This is a genomic window from Streptomyces sp. NPDC033178, from assembly GCF_055577685.1.
Genome location: NZ_JBVIPT010000039.1, coordinates 1 through 20,982, shown reverse-complemented (window position 1 = coordinate 20,982; position 20,982 = coordinate 1). Strand labels below are relative to the sequence as shown.

Genomic DNA, 20,982 nt, shown 5'->3' with positions numbered 1-20,982 from the left:
CGCTTTCCCGATGACCACCTGGCCAACACCGCACCCAAGGACCATTCATGCTGAATTCCCTGTGGACGCCGACCACCGTCGGTGACGTCCTTCTCCCGCACCGCCTGGTCATGGCCCCCATGACCCGTGACCGCTCCACCCCTGAAGGCGTGCCGACCGAGCTGAACGCCGAGTACTACGCCCAGCGGGCCTCGCACGCGCTCATCATCACCGAGGGAACCCAGCCCTCCGCAGACGGCCAGGGCTACCTCCTCACTCCCGGCATACACAATGACGAGCAGATCGCCGGGTGGCGCAAGGTCACCGACGCTGTGCACGCGGCCAACGGCCGGATCGTCATCCAGCTGATGCACACCGGACGCATCGCCCACCCCGACAACACCCCCCACGGGCGGCGGCCGGTCGCCCCTTCGGCGATCCGGCCGCAGGGCGCGATGTTCACCGCGTCCGGGCCCCAGGAGATGCCGGTCCCCCGTGCTCTGTCGACGCAGGAGGTCGCGGCGGCCGTCGACGACTTCCGCCGCGCCGCAGCGGCCGCCATCGCGGCAGGCGCCGACGGCGTGGAGATCCACGCCGCCAACGGCTACCTGGTGCACCAGTTCCTGTCCGACAACACCAACCAGCGCACCGACCGCTACGGCGGCTCCCTCGACAACCGCATCCGCTTCGCCGTCGAGGTGGCCGCTGCCGTGGCCGACGAGATCGGTGCCGGCCGCACCGGCCTGCGCGTCTCCCCCGGAAACCCCTACAACGACATCGCCGAGTCCGACACCGCCGAGCTGTATCCGGCGCTCCTGCGCGCCCTCAGCCCGCTCGGTCTTGCCTACCTCCACGTGATGCACGCGGGCGACGACGCGCTGCTGGGCACCCTGCGCGCGCTGTGGCCGACCACGCTGATCCTCAACCGGGCCGGTGCCGACCTGCCCACCCGCGCCAAGGACGTCGACAACGGCACGGCCGACCTTGTCGCCGTCGGCGCCCTCGCGCTCGCCAACCCGGACCTGGTCGAGCGGCTACGCTCTGACGCGCCGCTGAACACTCCCGACCCGGCGACCTTCTACGGCGGCGGAGTGGCCGGCTACACCGACTACCCCACCCACACCGTCTGAGGAACCCAACCATGCCCGCCCCCACACCTCGCCCCCCCACCACGGCCAGTGAGGGGCAGATGAGCTACGCGATCTACCAGCTCGCCCGCGCTCACCGCGCCCGCGCCGCCGCCATACTCCGCGAGATGGACCTGCATCCCGGACAGGAACTGCTGCTGATGCACCTCCTCGACCGGGACGGCCAGACCCAGTCCGAGCTGCTCGAAAGCCTCGACGTGGACCACTCCACCATCTCCAAGGCACTGCGCCGCATGCAGGACGCCGGCCTGCTCGTCCGCGAGCCTGCCGAACACGACCGGCGCGTCATGGTCGTCCACCTCACCGACAAGGGCCGTGCCATGCGCGAGCCGATCGCAGCCATGTGGCGGACCCTGGAGGAAACCTCCGCGCGGAACCTGTCGGCGCAGCAGGCAGAGTCCTTCGTCCGTATCGCCTATGCCATAGCCGACGCGATCAACAGCCCCGCTCTTCCGCAGGAAGAGTCCGAGTAACTCCCCTCGGCTTGCACCCCGGTTCCGGCCTGGACTGCAAATCGTTTCCGGCGTGCCTGCGAAGTGGACAGTGCTGCAGCGCACTCGACTCACACAGACCCGTGCTGAACGGAGCCAGGCTCCCCGACTGTCGGAAGAAGCCCGGCAAGCCGAGCCGACGGATGCCGCTCGCCCCGTACGTCAGGAAGAACAGGGCTGAGCGGGGCCCCAGCGTCAGGGGCAGGCACGAGCTGTCCCGGTGCAGGCAGGCGGAACTCGTCCGGGGGAAGGGGCAACACCCCCCACGGGGATGTCGAGCTTTCCCCGTCGCCAGCCGGCCGCACATCGAGGACGGACGCATCACCCGCGTCCGGGTCGCCTTCGACCTACGCAAGCTCCCGCAGGCCGGCGGCGACCCGCGCCGCGGATCTGCCCACCACAGGTCCGCCCCCTGAGCAACCGGGCCCACGGCGCCCACGTCCGCAGGCACCACTGCCCCGCCGACCCAATCCCCCACTACTGACCTGATGGAAAGCGAGACCCCCATGACCACCACCCTCCCCGTCCTCGTCGTCGGCGCGACCGGCTCCCTCGGCGGCAAAGTCGTCGACGAACTACTCAAGCGCGGCAAGAACGTCCGCGCCCTGGTCCGGCCGACCACCGACGCGAGCAGGGTCGAAAGCCTGGGTGTCGAGATCGCCCGCGGCGACATGCTCGACCTCGACTCGCTCGTCGCCGCCATGAACGGCGCCGATGCCGTCATCACCACCGCCGCCGGCTACACCCGCGGCGGCAAGAACGCCAACGACATCGACACCATCGGCAACGCCAACCTCGCCGAGGCCGCCCACCGCACCGGCATCCGGCGGTTCGTCCTGACCAGCATCCTCACCAGCGACCAGACGCCCCAAGTCCCGCACTTCTGGCACAAGAAGCTCGCCGAGGACAAGCTCGAACAGCTCGGCGTCCCGTTCGTCGCCCTGCGCCCGGGAGCGTTCCTCGACCAGATCGCGACCATGGCGGGCAACCCGATCGACAAGGGCCGCCTGATGTGGATCGGCAAGACCACCGTCCCGCTGACCTTCGTCCACACCTCCGACCTCGCGGCGTACCTGGCAGCCTCAGTCGACGCCGAGGCCGAGGCCGGTGAGCGGATCGACATCGGCTGGGACCGTCCGGTCAGCATGCGCGAGATGGCCGACCTGATGGGCAACCGGGCCGGAAGGAAAATCAAGGTGTGGGCCGTCCCTTCCGCCATCGCCCGCACCGCAGGAGCCGTCGCCGGCCGCTTCATGCCCCTGGTCAAGGACATGGCCGCGATGTTCGGCTGGTTCGAGACCGGACGCTACGTCGCCGACCCCCGCCGCCAGGAGCAGCTGTTCGGCCCCGCCCCCACGGCCGAGGACGCCCTCGCCCGGTACACCGACGAGCTGCGCACCGCACAGCACCGGTGACAGGCCCGCGTCCCATTCTCGCCACACGACGGCCTGACGAGGACGCATCGGCCCTATCCCTCCTGGACCCGAGGAAGGAAACATTCATGAACGGATCGACCCTGCAGACGTTCGCCGCCGAGTGCGCGGAGGAACTTCCCGGAGCCCAGCTGGAGCATCCCTTCGGCCCGGACTGGGAGGTCTTCAAGGTACGCGGCAAGGTGTTCATGCTGATGACCGAGGCCCCCGGACGCCCCGTCGTGATCCTCAAGGCGGACCCCGTCGAGGCCCACGTTCTCCGGGAACACAACAGCCACATCACCCCCGGCTACCACATGAACAAGAAACACTGGATCACGCTGGAGGACGGAACAGGCGTCGACAGGAAGCTCGTCAGGGAACTCGTCACCGACTCCTACCTGCTCGTCGTCTCCCACCTGCCCAAGGCCGAGCAGCCCGTCGACCCACACACCTACGGCACCAGCACCGCGGGCCGGTGAGCGCGGCCGGTGACCGCCTCCAGGACACCGCCCGCAAGGCGGCCCTCACCCTCCCCCCACGTCAGCCACGGCCGCACACTCCACGAAGAGCCGATCCCCACGACCGTGCCCAGGCTGTACAAAGGAGCCGCTTGAAGCCGCAGCCGCTGCGCCAGACCGGGCCGAACCGAACAGCCGCAGAGCGCCGCCCACCTGGGCAACGGCCGCCGACGGCACCAACAACTGGGCGAGCGGGGTAAACCGCTCGATCACCTCTATGAACTCCCCGAGCCCTGCGCCCCTCCGAAGCCTCACGTGGAAGAAATCCGCCACCTTTACTACACCCTCCCGAGCGCAGGCCGTCCGAGCCCCTACTGCCTCAACCGGCTGGACGATCACCGTCTCAACCTCAGGTGGCCAGCCAGTTCGCCGTCTTGGGCCCTCAGGAATCCGCGAACCTGTCGGCTTCTCGTCGGACCGACGTCCACTCGCACATCGACCCCCATTCGCGAGAGCGTCCGTATCCGCAGCACCTCCCCCAGCCGACGGGCATCGGTGCCGTGGTAGCGCAGGCCACCCTTCAGCTCCACCAGGGCCGCCGTAGGGGGCAGAGCCTGGACGACCGGGGACAGGTCCAACTGGGCGGGATTGCATCGAGTGCAACACTCGGCAAACGCTCACCTGACAAGTAATCCCTGATGAGAGGGGCGTCAGCCTCGTGCTGACGCCCCTCCCGCGTAGCGGCTGGCCTGGGGATACACCCGCCGCTGAAGCGCACGCAACAATGTTGCATCCAGCGCAACCGCCCTGCAGGTCCCCGGTGAAGGTGGTACAGAGGAAAATTCATGGACTATGTAGTCCACGATCTCGGTCGTCAGTCCAAGGGGGCGACCGCAGTCATCAATCTGTCCGGAAGCGCAGCCAATGTGCGTCTGATGGACTCCAGTAACTATCAGAAGTACAAAAGCGGGCGAGACCACCGGTGTATCGGGGGGCTGACAAAGCGATCTCCGGTACGCCTTGCGATTCCGAGAAATGGCCACTGGTACGTGACCGTTGATCTGATAGGCCTCAAAGGAAAAGTCAGGTCCTCGGCCTCCGTCGAACCGGCGCCGTTGCCTGTGCTGCGCCCGAGCAACGCCGGTTCCCTGACCCAGATCAGACATGAGCTACCGCCCTACTCCATCGGCCGGGCTGAGCCAGTACGAGATGTCTTCATCTCTCACGCCAGTGAAGACAAAGAGGCCGTGGCCCGCCCGCTTGCACAGTATCTGCAAGAAGCCGGCATCTCTGTGTGGCTCGACGTCCTCGAATTGAGGATCGGCGACAGCCTCCGCCGCAAGATCGACCACGGGTTGGCCAACTGCCAGTTCGGCATTGTAATCCTCTCGCGCCCCTTCTTCGAGAAAGGGTGGCCCCAGTACGAACTTGACGGCTTGGTGACAAGGTATGTGACGGGGCAACAGAGCCTGCTGCCTATCTGGCACAACATCACCAAGGATGAGGTCATGGCGCAAAGCCCGTCCTTGGCCGACAAGTTGGCGAGAAGCACGGCTCAGTACACGGTCGAGGAGATCGCCAGCGAGATTGCTGATGTGATTCGAGAGAGTGATACCCAACGTGACGCTGGGTGACTCGAATCTCCCATTTGAGACTTCCGACGGAAAAGCCGCCGGATTGGTGATCGTCTGACCCTTCAGAGGGGCCAGACGATCACCGCAGCCAGAACGAGACGTCCTGTACCGCATCCAGGCATGCATGACATCACGTTCTGAGCTGCAACGCAAAGTGGTATGAAAGGAAACGTGATCATGCCCAAGAATCCGCGACAGACAGGTAAGAAGGCCGCTTCGGCCGCAGCAAAGGTCCTGGCCAGCCCCAAGTCGACCAAGGCCGAGAAGTCCGCTGCAGCCAGCGCGCTGTCGCAGACGCCGTCCAAGAAGAAGTAACACCTGAAGGTAGTGTCCAGGGCTAGCACCCTGGGCACCACTGCCTAAAGCGGAGCTGCTCAGCTCCTTGGGATGGCCGAGGTGCTGAGGGCTGGATGGGTGTGGGTGAGGTGTCACCGTACTTCAAGTGACGTAGCTCGCCCGATGGTTGAAGTCGTGCCGGATCGGGGTGGCAATGTCACCTTGCAGGGCTGCCAGTGGCCGTTGCCGCTGGTCGAGTGGGTGCTGGTCGTCGCGATGTGCTACCGCACGAACCTGACGCTGCGGTAGCTGGGACATGTTCGTGGCCTGGGAGCCGTAACCGATTCAACGATGTTGCGTTGAATGCATCGTGACTCAAGGGGCGGATCTACCGGGTGCATCGCACCTGGTGTTGGCCGGAGAGGTCGTACATCTCGATCCCGAGCCGGCCGCGTTCGCGGCGATGCTGGACGGCTGGGCTATGCAGCAGCGAGCACGATTTCTGGATGAAGCGGGCACCATCCAGCCGCGGCTCAGAGTCGTCAGGAGGTTCGCTGAATTCACTAACGAATATCCCTGGCAGTGGCAGCCCGCGGAAGTCGACGCTTTTATCTGCCATCTACGGAGTCGCAGGAAGACATTCGCTGTCTCAACGGCGCGAAATTATCAGAACGGTCTGAGGCAGTTCTGCGAGTATTTGACCGATGCTCGCTACGGATGGCCAGCCAAGTGTCTGGAGAGCTTTGGTCAGGCGCCGGTGCAGATCCTGCACGAGTGGAACACGATCACGCACTCCAGTGATTACGAAGGAAGAGCCGAAAGGCGTCCTCTCACCTATGACGAAGTGCAAGCTCTCTTCGATGCGGCAGATGCGCGAGTGGAGGAGATCCGCACTCGCCATCGTAAGGGTGCTCTCGCTGCTCTGAGAGATTCAGCCACACTGAAGGCCGTCTATGCCTTCGGGTTGCGGCGCCAGGAGGCGTGCGGCATCGATCTGGCAGACCTCCGGCGTAACCCCAAGGTGCCGGACTACGGGAGATGCGGGGCAATATTCGTCCGCTACGGGAAGTCCTCGAAAGGAGGTCCGCCCAAACGGCGAACCGTCCTCACAGTTCCGGAATTCGACTGGATCGTTGATGTGCTGGATCACTACCTAGCGGAGGTCTGCCCGGCATTCTCTCCGGGTAAGCACTCTGCTCTATGGATCACAGAAAGGCGCGGCCGTCTCTCTTTGCGCCGTCTCGACGAGGCTTTTGAGGCTGCCCGAGAAATAGCTGGACTTCCTGAAGAGCTTGACTTGCACGGGCTTCGGCACTCTTACGTCACGCATCTACTCGAATTCGACTACCCAGAGCGCTTTGTGCAGGACCAGGTGGGTCACGAGTATGCGTCTACTACCGCTATCTACTCAGGTGTTTCTGACGAGTACCGGAATCGTTTGGTGCAGCGAGCGCTGAAGGTTCGTTATTCCGATCTGTGGGAGGCGAAGCAGTGAACAAGAAAATGGGGATTCGCTGGAACCTGCGAAAACTCATGGCCGAGAAGGAGATGTTTCAAACAAGCGACCTAGTGCCCCTTCTGGCGGAAAGGGGAGTGCATCTCTCAAGGGAGCAGGTTTTCCGCCTGGTCACCCAGCCCCCGCAACGGCTATCCATGGATACCTTGGCGGCTCTCTGCGATATTCTTTCATGTACGCCTAACGACATCATTGGAATTGAGGTAGTGAATGAGGAGATTAGAAGGACTGCAACAGGCGAAGCGAGTAATGCATCGCCACCGGTGCGTCGAACCACGATCCGACGTCCTGGGAGTGCGTGACCTGTGTCGCAATACGACAAGGAGGGCGCGATCGTCCGCGTAGTACACCAACTGCGTGCCGTTCTGCCAGAAATGAGCCCCACCGAAGCGCTAGACGTTCTGGCGGCCGCGGAATTTGCACGTGGACGAGCGTTGAAAGAGCTCGACCTACACTTATCAGAGCGCCCTTTAGCTATATTTGAGGGCTCATCCGATGTGCCCCCATCATTCGTGAGACTTACACACGCACTTGCCGGGCGTGGTTACGAGGACGTGGTGCTCCCTCCATGTGCTCGCTGCGGAGTGCGAACACCGAAACTGACGAACCGAGACCACGACGGAGCACGGATTTGTGCAAGCTGCTCGCATAAAGTTCGACAGAAACCGTGCATTCGCTGTGGAAAAACGAGAAGGATGAATCTGCGCTTACCTGAAGGGGGAGTCTGCCAAGCGTGCTGTCGTGCAGACCCGGGGAGTTGGGAGGAGTGCCTATCATGTGGCCGAAGTCGTGTAGTAGCGGTGCGACTTTCAAATGGGAAATGCCTGTGTAGTAAATGTTCGCGACCGCGGCGTCAATGCTCGCAATGCGGAAACCTGGAAAAGGTTGGATCACAAACGGCCAACGGGCCAATCTGTGTCAGATGTTACAGGCGGCCAGAACGGCTGTGCGGTAAATGTGGAAGATCCGGCATCATTAAACGAAAAGCAACGAATGGGCAGCCGGACCTTTGCGAGAGATGCTATTACGGACCTCAGAGTACGTGCGCCTTTTGCGGGCGCGTTCGTCAATGCCGACGTAGCCGTCTAACAGGTGCCACCTACTGTGCGAGTTGCAAGCCGGTAACTCCACGCACATGCTCTCGGTGTGGCGAGATCAGGGAAATCACGGCAAGGTGGCCGAGTGGGCCAGTATGCAGCGAGTGCTATAAGGATGCGCGAATGAACGCCAGCGCGTGCCCAAAATGCCAGCGTGTTCGCATCTTGGTTGGATCGGACCCGCATGATGGCCTAATCTGCGGGCCTTGCTCCGGAGCCAAGGTCGAATACCTTTGCAAAAAGTGCGGACAGGCGGGGTTCCCGTATGCGGCAGGTGTGTGTGACCGTTGCGTGCTTCAAGAGGAACTCGCCAGTAAATTCAGTGATGAGAACGGGGTTTTGACAGGGCAGCTTGAGCCTGTCGTTCGAGCTCTGCAAACTGTTTCTCGACCGCGGCACACACTTCAATGGATCAGGCGCGGTAAGGCAGCCCAGCTTCTCATTGAGCTGTCACGCCAATCATCTCCAATCACCCACGATCTTCTCGACCAGCTGCCACCTGGTCCAGCCGTGCGACATATCCGCGGCGTGCTTGTTTGTACCGGCGTCCTACCAGAGCGGGAAGAGTATCTTGCTTACCTTTCTCCTTGGTTGGAACGGTTGCTGCAAGGGAAACCACAACATCATGTAACGCTAGTTCGCCCATATGCGTGCTGGGACGTTTTGAGGCGCGCTCGGCGTAAGGCTCAGCGGCAGCAATCCTTCAGTTACGGCTCCGCGCGTTCTGCTCGCGAAAGGATTCTTATCGCGTTCCGTTTCCTGGCCTGGTTAGATGAAAGGGGCCGTACCTTTGAAGAACTGAAGCAGGCAGATGTAGAGTCGTGGTTGGCAGAACGCCCAGAGTCGCGGCGAAGGCACGGAATCCGCTACTTCCTGGGATGGGCGCTCAGGCGTGGGATGATTGAGAACATCTCTATGCCTACGCTGCCGAGGCTTGAGCCGGTTAATTTTCTTGACGTCGACGAGGATGTGCGAATTCTGCGTCGATGTGTCGAGGGCGATGATCTTCCCTTGGAAATTAGGGTGGCCGGAGCGCTGATTACGCTTTTCGGGGTGACAGTTCAACGCACATTACAGTTGACCTTAGGAGATATTGAGGAGGGAAGCGACGGGACCTGTCTCAAATTCGGTCCCAAGCCGATCCTTCTACCTCCTCGACTGGCTGATCTCGTCAGACAGTTGGCTGAGTCTCAGCGTGGGCGTTCCGTTGTATCCCATGCCATGCATGTAGAGCATCATCTCTTTCCAGGGCTTGTCCCTGGGAGGCCGGCGCATGCCGAAACTTTTGCGCGTGAACTCAACCGATACGGGATCAGACTTCCTACTGTCCGCAATACGGCACGTATGGCGTTGGCTGAAGAACTGCCCGCAGCGGTGATGGCGGATCTCTTTGGGATGCACATCAACACAGCTGTCCGCTGGGTGAAGTTGGCCAAGCGCGACTGGACTGGCTTCCTGGCAGAGCGACGGACCATACCGCACTCCAGGAATAAGTGAGCTGTACCAGTAGCGAGCAGTTCCAGGACCTGCCGGTACGTCTCTTCCGTCAGCCTGTCGGGGCAGCGCACATGCATCACACTCGACACCCGCTGATCTCCCGACACCCGCGTCTGCGCTTCCGCCGCCATGGCACCCACCTCCACTACACTCACCATATAGAACAAGTATTCGAACACGTGAAAGGTGCAGCCCCTCAGTCGAAGATCCCCGGGACGGACCATGCTGGACGACCTGCCCCCTGACCTGGGACGACTGCACGCACTAGAAGTTACGTGGAATCTGTCTGGGTGATCATGTAGCCCGGCTTCATCCACGAACCTGGGGAACAGCTTGAGCGGTATATCGGTACTCATGGCCAAGTGGCCGGTGCTGGCACGAAACGATCACGCGGCCGCCTGGCTTCAAGCGTGGGCAGATCTCGGACGTGCGCCACGGACCTTGGATGCTTACGCCAGGGGGCTGGCGGAATACCTGACGCTATGTGAGCGCGAGGCGGTTGATCCGCTGTCGGCGGGGCGGGCACACGTGGGGGTGTTCGTCCGCGAGCTGACGTCTCGGCCGCATCGCCGCGGGTCGAACGTCGTCTCGATCGAGTCGGGGACAGGGCTGGCGAACGCGACGATTCAACAACGTCTGGTGCCGGTGCGCCTGTTCTACGACTTCCTCGTCGAGGAGGGGCTGCGCAAGTCTAATCCCGTAGGCCGCGGGCGGTACACGCCTGGCCAACGCGGCAGCGGGCACAAGCGGGGGCTGGTGCCGCGGTTTTCCAAGCTGCCCTGGATTCCGACTGAGCAGCAGTGGCTGGACCTGCTGGAGGTAGCGCGGCGTGAGCCGGTGCGGAACCGGGTAATGCTGGCGCTGGCCTATGACGCGGCTCTGCGCAGGGAGGAGCTGTGCTCGCTACGCACCGGTGACCTGGATCCAGCGCACCGGACGGTACTGGTGCGAGCGGAAACCACCAAGAACCGGCTGGAGCGCGTGGTGCCGTACTCCGCGCCGACGGGCGTGCTCCTGGCCGACTACCTCGCGCATCGCGCGGCGATCAGCCGGGCGCGGGGACCTCTGTTCTTGTCGGAATCCCGGCGCAACTACGGTCAGCCGCTGAGTCTGTGGACGTGGTCGAAGGTCGTGCACCGTCTCGCGCTGGAGGCCGGTGTCGAGCGGTTTTCCACCCACACCACCCGGCACCTGTGTCTGACCGATCTGGCACGGATGGGCTGGGAGGTGCACGCCATCGCCTCGTTCGCCGGGCACCGCCACACAGACACGACCTTGCAGTACATCCACCTCTCCGGCCGTGACCTCGCCGAAAAGCTGAGAAGCGGGATGGACCATATTCACGCCTGGCGGATACGGATGCTCGCCAACACGGACGCAATGGATGACACGGCGGAAGGAGTCTCGCGATGACGACCACTCCCCTGGCCGCGGACGCCGATGGAGGCTGGCAGTGCCCGATCGACCTGCGTCGCTATGACCGCTCGCCCGTGCTGTCCAAGGCAGAGCAGCACGCCATCCGTGGGTTGAGCGTGCGGAACCTGCGCCGGCTTCGCCACCACGACCCGGATGCTCCGCAGTGGGCCGAGATCGAGCGGCTCCTGCGTCCGCTGCAGGATGTCAACGCCAGCTTTGATCTACCGCCCAGCATGCGCGTGCGGCGGGCCATGCACGACGCGGTGGCCGTGTTGCTACTGCGGTCTGCGGACGTGGGCCGAGCCTTCTGGGGCTGGAGCGAGCAGGAATGGCTGAACTTCCTCGGCCGCAATCACACGGCCTATCGAGAACAGGTGCCGACCTGGGCCGAGGGATACGTAAGGCCGTTCCTCTGCGGCCACGCCTATCACCTGGGCGGGTACGCCGACTTCAAGCATCTGGGGCACTTCGATCGGTTGTCACTGGCCTGCCGTATCTTCGGGCGCCGCCGGGTCGAAGAGGAGATCACGCGCATTCGTACCCTTCTGACCGGCTGGGGTTATCAGTACGGCAAGGAAGACGACAAGGGCGTTCCCTCGGTGATGAGCCAGCTCTTCCTCCTCAACCGCAGTCCCCACAGCAGTGACCTCACCTCGCAGTTCTTCGACCGGGTCCGCAGCGAGGAGCTCCTGACCGAGGGAGGTATGCGGGTCCTGTATGCGGTTCAACGGGCGGTGGCGGCCCTGGGGTTCTGTAGCCCGCCTGCCACGCTCTCCGGCTCTGCCGTTGTCAACCACGCCGGGGTACCACCGGTATGGGCCCAATGGGTGGAGCGGTGGAACGACACGACGACCATGACCCACCGCTCCCGCCTCCACACCCGAGCCGCCCTGCTGAAGGCCGGACGTTGGATCGCCGCACAGCATCCGGAAGCCGCCGATCCCTCCGCATGGACCCGGCAGACCTGCGCGGCCTGGATAGCAGCCGTCGACCGCATGGAGATCGGCGACTACGTCGTACGTACCAGCAGCTTCGCGGAACGCCTCGGGCAGCCGCTGCAGGCCGCCTCGAAGGCCGGCCTCATCCGTTCCGTGCGGGTCTTCTTCCGCGACATCCAGGAATGGGAGTGGCTGCGCCCGGGCTTCGACCCTCTGCGTGCGCTCTCCGTGCCGCGCAGCATCAACGCCCTGCTCGGCCCACGCCCACGAGTGATCGCTGACGACGTCTGGGCCAAACTGCTGTGGGCCGGACTCAACCTGGAATCGGCTGACATTCCCCGAGGTAAAGCCGGCCCCATCTATCCTCTAGAACTCGTCCGAGCTGTCACGCTGACCTGGCTGTTCGCCGGTCAGCGCAGTAACGAGATCGCACGGCTGCGTCTGGGTTGCGTGCGCTGGCAGCACGACGGCACCTCTGTCGCCGGTGACTCCGAACGCATTCTCGCCCGGGACTCCGTCTGCCTGCTGGACGTACCCGCGCACAAGACCGGCACGGCCTTCACCAAGCCGGTCGACCCGCTGCTCGGACAGGCCATCGACGCTTGGGAAGCTCTGCGTCCCCAGCAGCCGAAGCGAACCGACAAACGCACCGGGGAACAGGTCGACTTCCTGTTCGCCTACCGCGCCCGGCCCGTGTCCAGCGGCTACATCAACAGCAGCATCATCCCCATGCTCTGCCGCAAGGCCGGGGTTCCAGCCGCCGACGTCCGAGGCAACATCACCAGTCACCGAGCCCGCTCCACCATCGCCAGCCAGCTCTACAACGCCAAAGAACCCATGACCCTGTTCGAACTGCAGGCATGGCTCGGCCACCGCTCCCCGGAGTCCACCCAGCACTACGCAAAGATCAGCCCCAACACCCTGACCAAGGCATACGACGACGCCGGGTACTTCGCCCGCAACGTACGCACCATCGAGGTCCTCGTCGACCGCGACACGGTCGCCTCCGGCGCCGCCGCGGCCGGCGAGCCCTGGCAGCACTACGACCTCGGACACGGCTACTGCACCTACACCTTCTTCGAACAGTGCCAGCACCGCATGGCCTGCGCCCGCTGCGACTTCTACTCCCCAAAGGACTCCACGAGAGCCCAACTCCTCGAAGCCAAAGGCAACTTGCAGAAGATGGCCGTTTCGATCCCGCTCACCGAGGACGAACAAGCCGCCCTCACCGACGGTCAGACCGCGATCGACCAGCTCCTCGGCAGACTCGCGGATACCCCGACCCCGGCCGGGCCAACACCCCGGCAGATCACGGCACCCGGCGCAGCTCAGCTCCTACCGATCGTCGGCGTCCGACAGGGCAAAGCAACGCAAGCTTGACAAATCTGATTGCACAGAAAAGTCGTGCATCTGACGGGCCCTGTCGCGTGCGCGGCGTCTACCGGTGCGTGCGGAGTCCGTCGAGGATGAGTGCGAGCATGTGGGGTGCCCGGTCCTCGGGGCCGGCCGCGGTGCGCCACAGTGCGCCGGTGAGTTGGAGGAAGTCGCCTGGGTCGGCGTCCGGGCGGATGCTTCCGTCCCTTTTGCCGGCGTCGAGGAGTTCTGTGATGGCGGCGATGACCGGCCCGTAGCTCTGCTCGCTGATCGCCTGGTGCGCGCCCGGCCCGAGGGCGTCGCCGAGGCCATGCTTTCTGCGCATGCCCTCGACGAGGTCCGTCGTCCAGTGGCGGAGCGCTTCCAGTGGCGGCATCCGGGCCAGCAGGCCGGGCACGGCGTCGATGATGCGTGCCACTTCGTCCTGATAGACGGCCAGGACCAGCGACTCACGGGTGGGGAAGTTGCGGTACAGGGTGCCCGAGCCGACTCCCGCGCGCTGGGCGACCTGGTTCATCGACGTGCTGCCGTCCGCCGCGAGCGCTTCGCGTGCGGCGGCGAGGATGCGCGCCCTGTTCTCACGGGCGTCTGACCGGACCACGGGACCTCACCTTGCTAAGTGGGGAGCTCTCCACTACGTTATGTGGGGAGCTCTCCACATACTCTAAGGAGCATCATGCAGTACATCAAGCTCGGCACCACCGGCCTCGACGTATCCCCGATCGCGATCGGCGCGATGACCTACGGCGAGCCCGACCGCGGGCACCCCGTCTGGTCGAAGGGCGAACAGGACGCGCGCCCGCTCATCAAGCACGCGCTGGCGGCGGGGATCAACTTCTTCGACACCGCGAACATGTACTCCAACGGTTCCAGTGAGGAAATCCTCGGCCGGGCCCTGAAGGACTTCGCCGACCGCGACGAAGTGGTGATCGCGACCAAGCTGCGCCATCCGATGCGGCTGGGACCCAACGGGCGGGGACTGTCACGTAAGGCGATCATGACCGAGGTCGACCATTCGCTGCGCCGCCTGGGCACCGACTACATCGACCTCTACCAGGTGCACCGCAACGACCACGAGACACCGCTGGAGGAGACCCTCGAAGCCCTCAGCGACCTCGTCAGGGCAGGCAAGGTGCGCTACCTCGGCGCCTCGTCCATGCACGCGTGGGAGTTCGCGAAGGCGCTGCGCCTGCAGAAGGAGAACGGCTGGGCGCGGTTCGTGTCGATGCAGGACCACTACAACCTCCTCGCCCGTGAGGAGGAGCGGGAGATGATCCCGCTGTGCCTGGACGAGGGCGTGGGCACGATCATCTGGTCGCCGCTGGCCCGCGGCCGCCTCACCCGCGCGTGGGACGACGCCCGCTCGACAGTGCGCTCCGAGACGGACGGCGCCTACGCGGACCTGCTCTACTCGCCGGCCGAGGAGGCGTCCAACCACGCGATCATCGACGCGGTCGGGCAGGTCGCGAAGGCCCACGGCGTCAGCCGCGCACAGGTCGCTCTCGCCTGGCTGCGACGCCAGCCGGTGGTCACCGCGCCGCTGGTCGGTGCCGGTTCGGTCCGGCAGATCGACGAGGCGGTGGCCTCTCTCGACATCGAGCTCACCGACGATGAGGTGCGTGCCCTGGAAGCCCCGTACACCCCCCGCTACGACTGGCAGGGCGTCTCGGACGAAGCCGAGATGGAGGCCATCCGCCAGCGCGTGCCCGGCATGGCCCTCGCATGACCCCCATCATCCGCTCCGGCGCCGCTGCCCGCGCCGGAGCCCTCCTCATCCTTCTGGGCCCGCTCGTGTCCTGGGTCGCCGAGTTCATCACCGCCGCCGCATGGCAGAACCCGCCGTACTCGCCCCTGTACAACTGGGTCAGCCACCTCGGCCTGACCGGCCCGCCGCAGACCGCGTTCGGGCAGGTCGCCAACTCCCCCCTCGGCGCCGTCATGGACACAGGCTGGGTGATCTACGGCAGCCTCCTGATCATCGGCGCCTTCCTCGTGTTCGATCCGCGCAAGGGCACCCGCCCCATCATCATCATGATCCTCGCCGTCCTCGCCGGCGTCGGGGTCTCACTCGTCGGCATCTTCCAGGGCTCCAACGCCAACGTCGACAACGGCCTGATCGCGTTCCACACCGTCGGCGCGCAGGGCGTCATGCTCGCCGGCAACATCATGGCGATCGTCGTCGGAACCAGCGGGACTCGCATCGGTCTCACCAGGGGCCGGTCGATCGCGAGCATCACTCTCGGCACCGTCGGACTGATCGCGTTCCCCCTCTTCATGACCGACGTGTTCACCGGCTGGATGTGGAACATCGGCCTGTTCGAGCGCGCCGTGATCTACCCGATCATGATCGGCCACGCCCTCCTCGGAAGCAGCGTGGCCGCTGCCCAGCGGCATCGTGCGACGCACCCACTGGCACCCCTTACTGCACGAGTCGTGAGCTGAGGAGAGACAGATGACCCAGGTACTGGTCACCGGAGGAACCGGATTCATCGGGAGCTGGTGCATCCAGGCCCTGCTCGACGCCGGGCACACCGTACGCACCACGGTCCGCGACCTGCGGCGCGAGCCGGCACTGCGCTCCTGGCTGCACGCGGCCACACCGTTCGACGACGACCGTCTCACGGTCGTACGCGCCGACCTCGAACACACCGACGGCTGGGACGCTGCCGTCGCCGACTGCGACTTCGTCCTCCACGTCGCCTCGCCGACGCTGCGCCATACGCCGGCCAACGACGACGACCTGGTGGTCCCAGCACGCGAGGGCGTCCTGCGGGTGCTGCGCGCAGCCCGCGACGCCCGCGTGCGCCGGGTCGTCCTGACCAGCGCCTTCGGCGCCATCGGGATCGGGCACCCCCCGCGCTCGACCCCGTTCACCGAGGAGGACTGGACCAACGTCGACAGCGATATCCCGCCCTACCAGCGGTCCAAGACACTCGCCGAACGCGCGGCCTGGCAGTTCATCCAAGACGAAGGCGGTGGTCTGGAACTGGCAGCGGTTCATCCCGTGGGGGTCCTTGGACCCCTGCTCGGCCTGGACGACCCGCCATCGCTGCGTCTGGTCCGCCGAATGATCGAGGGACAGGTTCCTGCGTGCCCCCCCCTTCGGGATGGGCTTCGTCGACGTGCGTGACGTCGCGGATCTGCACCTGCGCGCGATGACCGATCCGGCAGCCGCCGGCGAACGCTTCCTGGCAACCGCCGGGCACAGCCTGCGCGTCCTCGACATCGCACGCATTCTGCATGACCGCCTGGGCGAGCGGGCCGCGAAGGCCCCGACCCGTGAACTGCCCGTGTGGCTCGCACGCGCACTGGGCCTCGTGAACCCGGAACTGCGACTACTCAGGCACCAGTTCGGCCGGGATTTCGACGCCACAAGCGCCAAGGCGGAGAAGCTTCTCGGCTGGCAGGCGCGTCCCATCGAGGACACCATCGAGGAGACCGCCGAGAGCCTCCTCGCCCACGGCATCGGGACAAAGACCGGCTCGTAACCGACCGACGCGGCAGCCCTGCGCGCCGAAGATGCGTCGAACCGGTGACGCGGCGCGACAGGCGTCGCCAGCCCCGGGCCCGCACCGACGTGCGGTCCGGGGCCGCCTGTTTGCCCGCTGGGTGAGCCGGGACGGGAGACTCCGGGCTGTCATGGCAGTCGACACCTTCCGGAGTCGCCCGTCCGCCGGCCGGATGACGGGGCATCAGTGTCGCGGCCAGCGACTCGGGCTCTGAGCTGCCTGTGGCGCACCCTCGACCATCCCGTCGGCGCCGCCCAGGCAGACCGGCTTCCGACCATAGGGCGGCCCCGCACCGAATGCCGAGCTGCTTGACAGACCTTGATTCCACAGAATGAGGGTCTGGCATGCCATGTGGCTGCGGCGCATCGACGACAAGATCGCCGCCCTTCAGAAGCGGAAAGCCGAGCAGCAGCACGGGCGGCGGGTCCGGCCCGCGGAACCGGAGTGGATCGTCGAACTCGGCATCGGTGACGGACGGCCGCCCGTCGAGATCCACGTGGGCGGCTGCTACGCCGCGGGCAAACGACGGCGCCCGGTCGGCCGGGACGAAGCCCGCCGGCTCCTCGCCTCAGGAGTACGGGCCTGCAGTCATTGCCAGCCCGACACCGCCCTGGACATCCTCGACTTACCCACCCGACCGGCCCTCGCCGCTACGGCGCGCTGACCGGCCCCGCCCCCTCCGGTGTCGTTCACTGCACCGCACCCGCCCCTCCCCCAGAACAGGCTGTCCCTGATGACCAGTACTTTCCCGCCGCCGATCAGTGAGCCGGACCCGTCCACCTTCACCTGCTCCGGCAGCCTGGTCGGCCCCTGCTCCGGCTGCCAGCGCAACACCCACAGATACGGCAGCGGAGGCCTGCCCCTGTGCCACTGGTGCATGACCACCGCCCGGGAGAGCTGGGGTACCGGCGTCCGCTTCAACAACACCCGCACACCAGCGGGCTGACCGGCCAGGGCCTGCGTGCCCGACCTCCTCACTTGAGCAGTACGAGGTGTCCCGGCTCCACTCCATCGATCGTCTCGATGGCCGTTCCCGAGGTGACCCAGACACTGGTCGGTTTGTCGCCGGCCGGGATTTGGAACACACCGTGCACCGGTCCCTGGCTGCCTGGGTTGAGGCCGAACGTGGGCGCTACCTCGCCTCTGTCGTTCCAGTACTGCGCATAGTCCGAGGAGTAGTCGGCGTCCTTCTGCGATTGCGTGTACCGGATGTCCCCCACGTTCAGGCTCACGGTGTTGTCGGCGTCCCAGACCGCCATGCTCTTTCCGACGTTGACGGCCTGCATGGACAGGACGCAGAACTGCTTGCCCGTCTCCGGGGCCGGAGTAGCGGTGGGAGCTCCGACCGATTGCGCGGCGTGGGCCATCACCGCCGGGTCCAACGGCTTGCCACACACCACACGGTCCACGGTGAACCGCCACCGTGCCGGGTCGTCGGCGGTATTCGAGGCCAGGACCGTCACCTCGAAGGGCTCGCCCTGCTGCACCGTACCGAGAACCTCTGCACCCGGGGGCGCGCCTGCGCTGTCACTCGAACCCGACGGTGCAGCGGTGCTGTCACCCGTCGCGCTACTCGATGACGCCTCACCCGAACTGCCGCCCGGCTCCGCTCCACTATCGGACGAGCAGGCCGCCAAAGTCACGAACAGGCAGGTCACTACGACCGTGGCCCATGAACGCCAGTGCCAGGACATATGTCCATGCTGGCCCTGCCTCTCCCCCAGCGCGCGGCGAACCCGAAGGGGTCGGTTGTGCGTGTGCCGGTGCGGGACTCCGCTCGTAGGCTGATGTAGGGTCTCGCCGTTCGTGGCACAGGCCGCGCCCGCCGACCTGCGGTTCTTCATCTGTCTCAGGTCGATGGCACAGCCGCTCAGTCTCACGAGCCGTGGCATTTCCTACGGCCTCGGCCGACCCGCCGGACCCGGCGAGCCGTTGAACTGCGGTTTCTCTGTTCGGTGCCGCGTTCGATGCCAAGATCGTGAAATTGTGCCGCGAGATTTGAGACCCCACATGAATGTAGGGACTCGCTGCCCCCGGCAAACGGCGATGCTGCGACCTGGTGGTTGTCGCGCCGTCTCGCGGCGTGGCCAGCCGTGGAGTCTCACGGCCGTGCCCGAATCCTCCTAACGGGGCCTGGTCGGTGGTTTCGTACGGGGGCGGACTCGCTTGTTGAATCCGAGCGCTCCGCCAGACCGGCCGACTCACGTGGGGGCCACCACTCTGCGTCAGACGCTTCTGCGGTCGGCCGGCAGTTGCCGCCGCGTCCTGGGTTCAGGATCCGGTGCGGTAGCGGGTGAGCATGAGGGCGACGGCTTCGTCCACGATCGTGGTGTCGGTGGGGTCGGGAGGGACGAAGTCGGTGCGTACGAGTTGGGGCCACAGGAGTTGGCCGCAGATCATGCCGAGGAACTGTTCGGCCACTGCGGATGTCGGCTGTGGCTGTCCGTCGGCCGAACGGAAGTCGAGTGTGCCGGCCTGTGCTTCGGTGTCCAGGTAGTCGCGGAGCCGGTCGAAGAAGGGGCCGCGGTCGATGGCGAAGCCGGTGCCTACGATGTCGGCGAGTTCCGGCATCTGGGGAAGTTCGGTGATGATGAGGCGGCACAGCGGCGCCGTGCCGGGCCGTGAGACCAGGCAGGCGTAGTCGCGGCCGATGTGGTCCAGACCGTACCGGGGATCACCGGGCGGGGGCGGCGCGGCGTACTGCACGTCCAGCTGCCACTGTTCGGAGGTGACGGCTGCGAACAGCGCGGCCTTGGAGGGGTACCGCTTGAAGAGGGTGCCGGTGGAGACGCGCGCCTCCCGGGCGATCTGGGCCAGGGAGGTCTTGTCGTATCCCCGGGCGAGGAAGAGGTCGCGGGCGGCGCGGATGATGCGGGCGCGGTTCTCCGCTTTGATCTGCGCGTGATACCCGACCTGGCATGTATCGCCACCGGTTTCCGTTCGGTCCCGGTCCGCCACCGACATACCCACGCCCTTCGCCCGTCTCCCAGCCGCATCCTCGCTGTCAGAGAACGGTCTGGCCACCGTCCAGGATAAGGTCCTGGCCCACGGCGAAGGCGGAGGCATCGGAGGCCAGGTACACGACGGCTTCCGCGACTTCCTCGGGCAGACCCATGCGCCCCAGCGGAATACCGGAGCTGATCGCCTCCAGAACCGCCGTCTGCTGCGCGGGGTCCTCGATCCCGAGCTTCGAGTACAGCGGGGTGTCCACCGGGCCGGGGCTGACCGCGTTGAACCGGATGCCGTGCGACCTGAGCAGGTCCGCGTTCCACGACCGCATCAGGGAACCGACAGCCGCCTTCGTCGCGGCGTAGGCGTTCGACTGCCCGTAACCGCCGTGCGCGCTGTTGGACGCGTTGAGGACAACCGAGGACGGGTTGGCCAGCACGGGCACCAGGGCCTGCGTGAGAAAGAAGACGCTCTTGACGTTGATGTCGAAGAGCCGGTCGAAGCTGTCCTCCGTGTGGCCCTCGAACGGCCGCCAGTCCGAGACGCCGGCGTTCAGGAACGCCACGTCCAGCTTCCCGAAGTGCTCACGCACCCGCTCCGCCAGGCCGCGCTGCGCATCGAGATCGCGCGCATCGGCCTGCACCACCGGCACCGCGTCCCCGAGGATCTGCCGCGCCTTGTCGATGCTGGCCGGGGTGACCCCTGTGACCAACACGTCGGCGCCCTCCGCGACAAAACGCTGCGCGGTCTCCAGACCGATCCCACTCGTGCCGCCAGTGATGAGGGCGCGCTTGCCCGCAAGACGATTCATGTTCAGTGTTCCTTGCCGAGTCGTGAGGTAAGTCAATGAACTTACCCCTTGAAGGTATCCCCCACGCCACCCATGAGGCAAGTCGATCCACTTACCATCGGCGCGTCGGCCGGTCAGCCGCGTTGCTGGCGGGCGCGCAGAGCGGCCCAGTGGCGCAGGCGCTCGGTGATCTGGGCTTCGTAGCCGTTGCGGGTGGGCTGGTAGTACGTCTCGCGGTCCATGTCGTCGGGGAAGTAGTCGTCACCGGAGAAGCTGTCGGCTGTGTCCGGGTCGTACTGGTAGTCCTTGCCGTAGCCGAGGTCTTTCATCAGCCGGGTCGGGGCGTTGAGGATGTGGGTGGGCGGCATGAGTGAGCCGGTGTGCCGGGCTGATCGGTGTGCGGACCTTGACCCTTGATCTTGGACACACGAGACACTAGATCTTGAGGATCTGAGAACGGACATCTCGTGGTCATGAAGCACTACCCGCCGGAGT

Annotated in this window: 20 protein-coding genes and 1 pseudogene; 16 read left to right on the top strand and 5 right to left on the bottom strand. The window is 65.4% G+C overall.

Translation table 11 applies throughout. The features are described from left to right. Positions 1 to 47: 47 nt before the first annotated feature. The 11 genes from ACZ5VQ_RS48345 (at position 48) to ACZ5VQ_RS48295 (ending at position 13,245) form a co-directional block, all read left to right on the top strand. Positions 48 to 1,109: an alkene reductase gene (locus ACZ5VQ_RS48345; protein ID WP_469110593.1), complete on the top strand. Its 1,062-nt coding sequence runs from the start codon at positions 48 to 50 to the stop codon at positions 1,107 to 1,109. A gap of 11 nt (positions 1,110 to 1,120) precedes the next feature. After that, positions 1,121 to 1,600: a MarR family winged helix-turn-helix transcriptional regulator gene (locus tag ACZ5VQ_RS48340; protein ID WP_469110592.1), complete on the top strand. Its 480-nt coding sequence runs from the start codon at positions 1,121 to 1,123 to the stop codon at positions 1,598 to 1,600. 524 nt (positions 1,601 to 2,124) lie between these two features. Next, positions 2,125 to 3,033 carry an SDR family oxidoreductase gene (locus ACZ5VQ_RS48335; protein WP_469110591.1) on the top strand — a complete coding sequence of 303 codons (909 nt, stop codon included), beginning with the start codon at positions 2,125 to 2,127 and terminating at the stop codon, positions 3,031 to 3,033. Between the two features lie 86 nt (positions 3,034 to 3,119). Next, positions 3,120 to 3,512: an MmcQ/YjbR family DNA-binding protein gene (locus ACZ5VQ_RS48330; RefSeq protein WP_469110590.1), complete on the top strand. Its 393-nt coding sequence runs from the start codon at positions 3,120 to 3,122 to the stop codon at positions 3,510 to 3,512. Positions 3,513 to 4,336: 824 nt separating this feature from the next. Then, complete coding sequence (locus tag ACZ5VQ_RS48325; protein WP_469110589.1) at positions 4,337 to 5,125, top strand: DUF1883 domain-containing protein; 789 nt, start codon at positions 4,337 to 4,339, stop codon at positions 5,123 to 5,125. A gap of 177 nt (positions 5,126 to 5,302) precedes the next feature. After that, a complete protein-coding gene (locus tag ACZ5VQ_RS48320) occupies positions 5,303 to 5,440 on the top strand; it encodes a hypothetical protein (protein WP_469110588.1) in 138 nt (45 codons plus the stop codon). A gap of 370 nt (positions 5,441 to 5,810) precedes the next feature. Next, complete coding sequence (locus tag ACZ5VQ_RS48315; RefSeq protein ID WP_469110587.1) at positions 5,811 to 6,896, top strand: tyrosine-type recombinase/integrase; 1,086 nt, start codon at positions 5,811 to 5,813, stop codon at positions 6,894 to 6,896. Then, positions 6,893 to 7,219: a helix-turn-helix domain-containing protein gene (locus ACZ5VQ_RS48310; RefSeq protein WP_469110586.1), complete on the top strand. Its 327-nt coding sequence runs from the start codon at positions 6,893 to 6,895 to the stop codon at positions 7,217 to 7,219. The genes ACZ5VQ_RS48315 and ACZ5VQ_RS48310 overlap by 4 nt, the downstream gene beginning before the upstream one ends. Positions 7,220 to 8,305: 1,086 nt before the next feature. Continuing rightward, positions 8,306 to 9,511 (top strand): hypothetical protein, encoded by a 1,206-nt coding sequence (locus tag ACZ5VQ_RS48305; RefSeq protein WP_469110585.1) that lies wholly within the window; start codon positions 8,306 to 8,308, stop codon positions 9,509 to 9,511. Positions 9,512 to 9,865: 354 nt separating this feature from the next. After that, positions 9,866 to 10,924, top strand: a complete 1,059-nt coding sequence (locus ACZ5VQ_RS48300) for a tyrosine-type recombinase/integrase (RefSeq protein ID WP_469110584.1) — start codon at positions 9,866 to 9,868, stop codon at positions 10,922 to 10,924. After that, a complete protein-coding gene (locus tag ACZ5VQ_RS48295) occupies positions 10,921 to 13,245 on the top strand; it encodes a tyrosine-type recombinase/integrase (protein ID WP_469110583.1) in 2,325 nt (774 codons plus the stop codon). Before ACZ5VQ_RS48300 ends, ACZ5VQ_RS48295 begins: the two co-directional genes overlap by 4 nt. 58 nt (positions 13,246 to 13,303) lie before the next feature. Here the strand turns inward: ACZ5VQ_RS48295 and ACZ5VQ_RS48290 are convergent, their stop codons facing one another. Next, positions 13,304 to 13,840 (bottom strand): TetR/AcrR family transcriptional regulator, encoded by a 537-nt coding sequence (locus ACZ5VQ_RS48290; protein WP_469110582.1) that lies wholly within the window; start codon positions 13,838 to 13,840, stop codon positions 13,304 to 13,306. Between the two features lie 75 nt (positions 13,841 to 13,915). Between ACZ5VQ_RS48290 and ACZ5VQ_RS48285 the strand changes: the two genes are divergently transcribed. The 5 genes and pseudogenes from ACZ5VQ_RS48285 to ACZ5VQ_RS48265 all read left to right on the top strand — a co-directional run bounded on the left by ACZ5VQ_RS48285 (position 13,916) and on the right by ACZ5VQ_RS48265 (position 17,694). Then, entirely contained in the window at positions 13,916 to 14,965 is a 1,050-nt protein-coding gene (locus ACZ5VQ_RS48285) for an aldo/keto reductase (RefSeq protein ID WP_469110581.1), read from the top strand. Continuing rightward, positions 14,962 to 15,681, top strand: a complete 720-nt coding sequence (locus ACZ5VQ_RS48280; RefSeq protein WP_469110580.1) for a DUF998 domain-containing protein — start codon at positions 14,962 to 14,964, stop codon at positions 15,679 to 15,681. Before ACZ5VQ_RS48285 ends, ACZ5VQ_RS48280 begins: the two co-directional genes overlap by 4 nt. 10 nt (positions 15,682 to 15,691) lie before the next feature. Beyond that, positions 15,692 to 16,727 (top strand): annotated as a pseudogene (locus tag ACZ5VQ_RS48275) (NAD-dependent epimerase/dehydratase family protein). A 352-nt stretch (positions 16,728 to 17,079) separates the two neighbouring features. Further along, positions 17,080 to 17,412 (top strand): DUF6233 domain-containing protein, encoded by a 333-nt coding sequence (locus tag ACZ5VQ_RS48270; RefSeq protein WP_469110579.1) that lies wholly within the window; start codon positions 17,080 to 17,082, stop codon positions 17,410 to 17,412. A 69-nt stretch (positions 17,413 to 17,481) separates the two neighbouring features. After that, positions 17,482 to 17,694 (top strand): hypothetical protein, encoded by a 213-nt coding sequence (locus ACZ5VQ_RS48265; RefSeq protein ID WP_469110578.1) that lies wholly within the window; start codon positions 17,482 to 17,484, stop codon positions 17,692 to 17,694. A 28-nt stretch (positions 17,695 to 17,722) separates the two neighbouring features. Here the strand turns inward: ACZ5VQ_RS48265 and ACZ5VQ_RS48260 are convergent, their stop codons facing one another. From ACZ5VQ_RS48260 to ACZ5VQ_RS48245, 4 genes are all read right to left on the bottom strand, one after another. After that, positions 17,723 to 18,235 (bottom strand): hypothetical protein, encoded by a 513-nt coding sequence (locus tag ACZ5VQ_RS48260; RefSeq protein WP_469110577.1) that lies wholly within the window; start codon positions 18,233 to 18,235, stop codon positions 17,723 to 17,725. 784 nt (positions 18,236 to 19,019) lie between these two features. Then, entirely contained in the window at positions 19,020 to 19,712 is a 693-nt protein-coding gene (locus ACZ5VQ_RS48255; RefSeq protein ID WP_469110576.1) for a TetR/AcrR family transcriptional regulator, read from the bottom strand. Between the two features lie 40 nt (positions 19,713 to 19,752). Then, positions 19,753 to 20,508, bottom strand: a complete 756-nt coding sequence (locus ACZ5VQ_RS48250) for an SDR family oxidoreductase (protein ID WP_469110575.1) — start codon at positions 20,506 to 20,508, stop codon at positions 19,753 to 19,755. A 113-nt stretch (positions 20,509 to 20,621) separates the two neighbouring features. After that, on the bottom strand, positions 20,622 to 20,855 hold the full coding sequence (locus ACZ5VQ_RS48245; RefSeq protein WP_469110574.1) for an AAA family ATPase: 234 nt from the start codon (positions 20,853 to 20,855) through the stop codon (positions 20,622 to 20,624). Positions 20,856 to 20,982: the final 127 nt, after the last annotated feature.

What these genes read in the sequence shown, in the direction of transcription:
- ACZ5VQ_RS48345 (WP_469110593.1), top strand. Translation starts at nt 48, where the DNA reads ATGCTGAATTCCCTGTGGACGCCGACCACCGTCGGTGACGTCCTTCTC.
- ACZ5VQ_RS48340 (WP_469110592.1), top strand. Translation starts at nt 1,121, where the DNA reads ATGCCCGCCCCCACACCTCGCCCCCCCACCACGGCCAGTGAGGGGCAG.
- ACZ5VQ_RS48335 (WP_469110591.1), top strand. Translation starts at nt 2,125, where the DNA reads ATGACCACCACCCTCCCCGTCCTCGTCGTCGGCGCGACCGGCTCCCTC.
- ACZ5VQ_RS48330 (WP_469110590.1), top strand. Translation starts at nt 3,120, where the DNA reads ATGAACGGATCGACCCTGCAGACGTTCGCCGCCGAGTGCGCGGAGGAA.
- ACZ5VQ_RS48325 (WP_469110589.1), top strand. Translation starts at nt 4,337, where the DNA reads ATGGACTATGTAGTCCACGATCTCGGTCGTCAGTCCAAGGGGGCGACC.
- ACZ5VQ_RS48320 (WP_469110588.1), top strand. Translation starts at nt 5,303, where the DNA reads ATGCCCAAGAATCCGCGACAGACAGGTAAGAAGGCCGCTTCGGCCGCA.
- ACZ5VQ_RS48300 (WP_469110584.1), top strand. Translation starts at nt 9,866, where the DNA reads ATGGCCAAGTGGCCGGTGCTGGCACGAAACGATCACGCGGCCGCCTGG.
- ACZ5VQ_RS48295 (WP_469110583.1), top strand. Translation starts at nt 10,921, where the DNA reads ATGACGACCACTCCCCTGGCCGCGGACGCCGATGGAGGCTGGCAGTGC.
- ACZ5VQ_RS48285 (WP_469110581.1), top strand. Translation starts at nt 13,916, where the DNA reads ATGCAGTACATCAAGCTCGGCACCACCGGCCTCGACGTATCCCCGATC.
- ACZ5VQ_RS48280 (WP_469110580.1), top strand. Translation starts at nt 14,962, where the DNA reads ATGACCCCCATCATCCGCTCCGGCGCCGCTGCCCGCGCCGGAGCCCTC.
- ACZ5VQ_RS48270 (WP_469110579.1), top strand. Translation starts at nt 17,080, where the DNA reads ATGAGGGTCTGGCATGCCATGTGGCTGCGGCGCATCGACGACAAGATC.
- ACZ5VQ_RS48265 (WP_469110578.1), top strand. Translation starts at nt 17,482, where the DNA reads ATGACCAGTACTTTCCCGCCGCCGATCAGTGAGCCGGACCCGTCCACC.
- ACZ5VQ_RS48255 (WP_469110576.1), bottom strand. Translation starts at nt 19,712, where the DNA reads ATGTCGGTGGCGGACCGGGACCGAACGGAAACCGGTGGCGATACATGC.
- ACZ5VQ_RS48250 (WP_469110575.1), bottom strand. Translation starts at nt 20,508, where the DNA reads ATGAATCGTCTTGCGGGCAAGCGCGCCCTCATCACTGGCGGCACGAGT.
- ACZ5VQ_RS48245 (WP_469110574.1), bottom strand. Translation starts at nt 20,855, where the DNA reads ATGCCGCCCACCCACATCCTCAACGCCCCGACCCGGCTGATGAAAGAC.